Genomic DNA, 1381 nt, shown 5'->3' with positions numbered 1-1381 from the left:
GCGTTGACGGCAGGCAACGATATTACGCTCGGGACGGTGGAAAATCACTACCAGGCCAGCGCGGCCAGCCAAAGCAAGAAATCCGGCTTTTCCGGCACCGGCGGCATTGGCTTCAGCTACGGCACAAACAGCCTGAAAATCACCGACAGCGAAAATACCGTCAGCCAGGTCGGCAGCACGGTCGGCAGCACCCAGGGGAATGTCACGCTGAATGCGGGGAACCGTGTGACGGTACACGGTTCCGACGTGCTGGCGGCGAAGGACATCAACCTGACCGGAAAAGACGTCGATATTCTGGCGGCCGAAAATCAGAGCAGCCAGACCCACAGCCTGGAGCAGAAACAAAGCGGGCTGACGCTGGCGTTGTCCGGCTCGGTGGGCAGTGCGGCGAACACGGCGGTTACCACGGCCAATCAGGCCGGTAAAGAAAGCAGTGGCCGTTTGGCCACGCTGCAGGGCATGAAAGCGGCCTTAAGTGGGGTGGAAGCGGCGCAGGGCGGCGTGCTGGCGACGACGGATGCCCAAAATCAGAACGCCATCGGCGTGAGCCTTTCCTATGGCAGCCAGTCGTTCAAATCCGAGCAGGCCAGCAGCCAGACCCAGAGCCAGGGCAGTACCCTGACGGCGGGCAACAGCTTGAATATTCACGCCACCGGCAGCGATATCAACGTGCAGGGCAGCCAACTGCAGGCCGGGAAAGACATGACGCTGAATGCGGCGCGGGACGTGAATCTGGTGTCTGCCGAGAACAGCCAGCAGCTTGAGGGCAAAAACGAGAGCAAGGGGGGCAGTATCGGCGTGGGGATCGGCGCCGGGCAAGGGGGCTGGGGTATCAGCGTGTCGGCCAGCGTGAACAAGGGCACGGGCAGCGAAAGCGGCAATGGCCTGACCCATACCGAAACCACGCTCAACGCCGGCAATCATCTGACCATCACCAGCGGGCGTGACACTACCCTGACCGGCGCACAGGTGAGCGGCGATAAAGTGACGATGGATGTGGGGCGCAACCTGACGTTAACCAGCGAGCAGGACAGCGACAACTACGACGCGAAGCAGCAGAATGCCAGCGCTGGCGGGAGTTTCACCTTTGGCTCGATGAGCGGTTCGGGCAGCGTGAACCTGGGCCGGGACAAGATGCACAGCAACTATGACAGCGTGCAGGAGCAGACGGGTATCTTTGCGGGCCAGGGGGGCGTTGATATCACGGTGGGTGAGCACACGCAGTTGAACGGTGCGGTGATAGGTTCGACGGCCAGTGCGGACAAGAATACACTGGATACCGGCACGCTGGGGTTCAGCGATATCGAAAACAAGGCGGACTACCAGGTGGAACACCAGAGCGTGGGTATCAGCTCGGGCGGTAGCATCGGCGGGCAGTTCG

The 1381-nt window shown here is 61.6% G+C and carries 1 protein-coding gene; it reads left to right on the top strand.

From position 1 onward, the window contains the following. Positions 1 to 1381: hemagglutinin repeat-containing protein (locus tag AC559G_RS18185; protein ID WP_498913692.1), on the top strand; the 1381-nt coding region annotated here is incomplete at both ends.

This window comes from Gibbsiella greigii (assembly GCF_039540155.1).
GTDB classification, from domain to species: Bacteria; Pseudomonadota; Gammaproteobacteria; order Enterobacterales; family Enterobacteriaceae; genus Gibbsiella; species Gibbsiella quercinecans.
This window is presented reverse-complemented; position numbering and strand designations above follow the sequence as displayed.